3 protein-coding genes and 1 pseudogene are annotated in these 3626 nt (G+C 47.8%); all 4 read left to right on the top strand.

The window, feature by feature from the left end; all coding sequences use genetic code 11:
* Positions 1-601, top strand: a pseudogene (locus tag KKC1_RS06930) (hypothetical protein); the annotation flags it as partial.
* A 113-nt stretch (positions 602-714) separates the two neighbouring features.
* A complete protein-coding gene (locus tag KKC1_RS16515; protein ID WP_202819981.1) occupies positions 715-1113 on the top strand; it encodes an ATP-binding protein in 399 nt (132 codons plus the stop codon).
* 418 nt (positions 1114-1531) lie between these two features.
* Positions 1532-2461 carry a nitrite/sulfite reductase domain-containing protein gene (locus KKC1_RS06920; RefSeq protein ID WP_088553750.1) on the top strand — a complete coding sequence of 310 codons (930 nt, stop codon included), beginning with the start codon at positions 1532-1534 and terminating at the stop codon, positions 2459-2461.
* Positions 2462-2667: 206 nt separating this feature from the next.
* Positions 2668-3429 (top strand): TatD family hydrolase, encoded by a 762-nt coding sequence (locus KKC1_RS06915; RefSeq protein ID WP_088553749.1) that lies wholly within the window; start codon positions 2668-2670, stop codon positions 3427-3429.
* Positions 3430-3626 lie beyond the last annotated feature (197 nt).

Raw genomic sequence — 3626 nt, 5'->3', positions numbered from 1 at the left:
GCCGGTAACGGCGGGGTCTGAAGGAAGCCGAAGGAAGAACATGGAACGTAGCGCAAGCGAACCGGGGTTGGCTTTTCAGGTGGGTAACCTTGCGAAAAGTGGGAAAGCCCGAAAGCTGGATAACCTGAGGAGTTTGGACGGACGGGTTCATGTTCAGGCAGGCAGACTTAACTGGGGAAGCTCTGTACCATCCAAGCTAAACTTGGTAAGCTCGAACAAGCCGGAAGGCGAGGGAGAGAAGAAGTGGTGCAGGGTGGCAGATGAGTCCGTAGTAGTGATGAACCTTCAGCCGATGAAAGCCGGTAACGTCCCCTACAGCAATGCCGGTTTCTGTGTTCCGGTACCCAGCGAGAATACCCAGTGTTTCCTCCGTGCCATGATCCAGGTTTTTGAGTGGATTGGCGGTGTTCCCCAAAGAATTCGCTTCGACAACCTACCGGCAGCCGTTGTCCACATTGGCAAGGAGGAAGAAAGGAAGCTGACTGAAACCTTCAGCAGGTTCATGCTCCATTACCGGTTTGAGCCGGAATTCTGTAACAAGGGGATGCAAGGCCCTAAAACTTGGTCAAGTGCCTCAGATTTACCTGGATATTCCCTATAGCGACCGGGAACAGTACCTTGCCGACCTGTTTGAAGCAAAGGATGCCCGCCGGGCCAACAGGGTCAAACGCCTCAAGAAAGCCGGCTTTCCGGTCCATAAAACCCTGGAGGATTTTGATTGGAAAGCGGTCACTTTGCCGGAAACAACCAAATATAACTGACCTTACAGGCCTTAACTTTATCGAACGCCATGAAAACATATTAGCCCTGGGAGCTGTGGGTACGGGAAAAACTCATTTGGCTATTGCTCTGGGGATCAGAGCCTGTACAGAAGGCAAGACAGTCCGCTTTTACCGTTGCCTTGATCTTGTGAACTTCTTGCTGGAAAGCCACCGTCAAGGGCAGCTAGGGAAGGCAATGGATGCCCTAAAAAAGGCGGATCTTCTCATCATCGACGAACCAGGGTTTGTACCCCTACATCGTGACGGAGCGGCGCTTTTGTTTAACGTGGTAGCCCAAGCTTATGAGCGCCAAAGCATAATTGTTACTTCTAATCTGCAATTTGGCAAGTGAAACACCGTGCTGGGCGATAACCGGCTTACTGCCGCTCTTATTGACCGGTTGGTCCTACTGGCTTTTGAAGGTGAAAGTTATCGTTTACAGAAAGCACTGTCGGCTATACCAGATGAAGTAAGCTAAACAGAACTTAAAATGTTTTCGGGTGGGAAAAAGAGGAAGGTGAATAACTAGCCAAAGGAAAGAGAGGTCTTCCCCTTTCTCTCTAAATGGAGTAGTGGGAAAAAAGCAACCCAGAAGGGAGGCTCATTCATTTCCTGGATACCAAGCAACCCCATTTCTGACAGAAAAAGATACCCGGAATCTCTTGACACAAACCCGGGGGTCTGTACAATTGACGTACGATCTTTTCCATGCTACAATCATTATTATAGAATACATTCTTAATGAAGTAATGTAAGGAGAAGAGCAATTTATGATTAAAAAGTACGCCAACAAAGGGTTTATACAACAGCTAGATGGTACTTACGCTGTCTTAATTCATCCTGTCAACGGATATCTTGAACCCGAACAGCTAGAGACCATACGTAGGCTGACCCAACAATACGGAAAGGCGAAGCTCACGGTTACCGAGGCTATCATGATTTACGGCATAAAACCTGAGAACTTTGACCGGGTTGCCGAAGAGTTAGAAAAGGTTCGCCTGCCTTTGGCTGATATCGGTCCAGTGGTGCGAAATGCCAAAGTATGTTCCAGTCAGTATTGCAAGCATGTTATCCGCGATGTTACACCTCTGGCAGCGCAAATCAATCAGCGCCTCGCAGGGCTGGCGACGCCGAAAAAATTTAAGATTGCCCTGAATGGTTGCCCCAATTCATGCGTGGAGGCGCAACTAAACGACCTGGGTATCATTGCTGTCCAGGACGGGTACTGGCTTTACCTTGGGGGTAAAGGAGGACGTCAGCCCCAATTGGGTACTCGGCTGGATATGGTTATCAAGGAAGAGTATCTAGTCGAAACTGTCGAACGGATTGTTAAGGGCTATGTTCGGGTTGCCCAGAACGAGCGACTAGCTGAAGTTATTAACCGGATGGGCCTTCTGCCGTTCCTAAAGGTAGCACTGGCATGGAGTAGTGAAGGAATCAAGACGTGTATAGGCGCGCGGTATTGTAAAAATGGTGTTGGTGATGTCCATGCTATCGCGGAGCGCCTAGTGTCCTCTGGCAATTTACAAGGAAGTATCACTATCAGTGGCTGTGGCAATGCATGTGCTATGGACAAGGAAGCGGATTATAATGTTGTTATTTTGAAAGACAGACTATGGGTATACAAAAATAGCGATATGGATGTTGTTAATATGGACCAGTTACCTGAGTATTTTAAAAGAAAGGGTATTTTAACATAGAGTGAACAACCACCAAAGTAGAAATTGAGAAAGTAGTCGGTATAACAGAAATTGCCAGGAAACAGGCCGAAGGGTATGCCTATATCAAGCCTTGATTATATGTCCTATGGAGAGGGAAGTGATAAACTTCCCTTTTGTAACTTGATCATGCAGCAATGAAAAAAGAGGGGTCCGAGACCCAGCAATAAAGGGGGCGAATAAGATCGATGGAAGGAACTGTAGATTCTCATACACATGTTTCATTACTTCCGTTTGAAGGGTTGGAGAGTATGGCGCTGGCCGGGGTGAGGAAGATTATTGGCTGCTCCATATTTTTCGGGGCAAAACATGCGGAAACACTCTTTGATCATTTTCAGCAGATGTTAACTCTTTCCATGAGTAATGCCGCCAAAAATGGCATCAAGCTTTTCCTTGCCGTCGGCATTCACCCCATGGGGACACCGGAGGACTGGCCCAGGGTAGTCGACGCTCTTCCATCCTACCTTAAAATGAGCGGTGTCATCGGTTTCGGCGAAATCGGGCTGCATGAGGGGAACAAGCGGGAGCAGGAGGTCCTGCGGGAGCAATTGAAGGTTGCCAGGGAATATGGGGTTCCGGTGATCATTCATACTCCGCCCCAGCAGAGGGTGGAAATTACCGAAAAAACAATTGAAATTGCCGCTGCCGTCGGGATGGAACCCGGAAAAATGATCATCGATCATGCCAATTTAGATATTGTTGACTTAATCGAAGACTTTGGGGCCATTCCTGGGCTCACCATCCGTCAGGAGGGGCTCACTCCCCATCTTTTGCTGAATCATCTGGAACGCTTCCAACGAGGTGTCCTGAATAGCGATTACAGCAATCTAAAACCCAATGATCCCCTGAGCGTCCCCAAGACCGTGCGGTACCTAGAACTGAATGGAGCTCCACCGGAAATCATTGCTCGAATTGCGAGATACAACGCTGAGGAATTTTTCGGCATTTAAACGACTAGCGATATGACTTATTACCGAGTCATAGTGTTTAAATACCTACTAAATGTCAAATCCACGGTTAAGGAGAGAAGAGTGTGCCCAACAAAATTGACCAAGCATTCTCTCCTGTAAATGCTGATCAACCAAGAGGATTTCCTTCTACACCCTCCTTTTTTGGGTGGTAGCCCTTGGGTTTATCCATCGGGTAA

The organism is Calderihabitans maritimus, assembly GCF_002207765.1.
Classification (GTDB): domain Bacteria; phylum Bacillota; class KKC1; order Calderihabitantales; family Calderihabitantaceae; genus Calderihabitans; species Calderihabitans maritimus.
Note: the sequence above shows the minus strand (reverse complement) of the source record. Positions and strands in the feature narration are given on the sequence as shown.

Excerpts from the sequence above, each read along its gene's own strand:
- KKC1_RS06920 (WP_088553750.1), top strand. The coding sequence starts at position 1,532 with ATGATTAAAAAGTACGCCAACAAAGGGTTTATACAACAGCTAGATGGT.
- KKC1_RS06915 (WP_088553749.1), top strand. The coding sequence starts at position 2,668 with ATGGAAGGAACTGTAGATTCTCATACACATGTTTCATTACTTCCGTTT.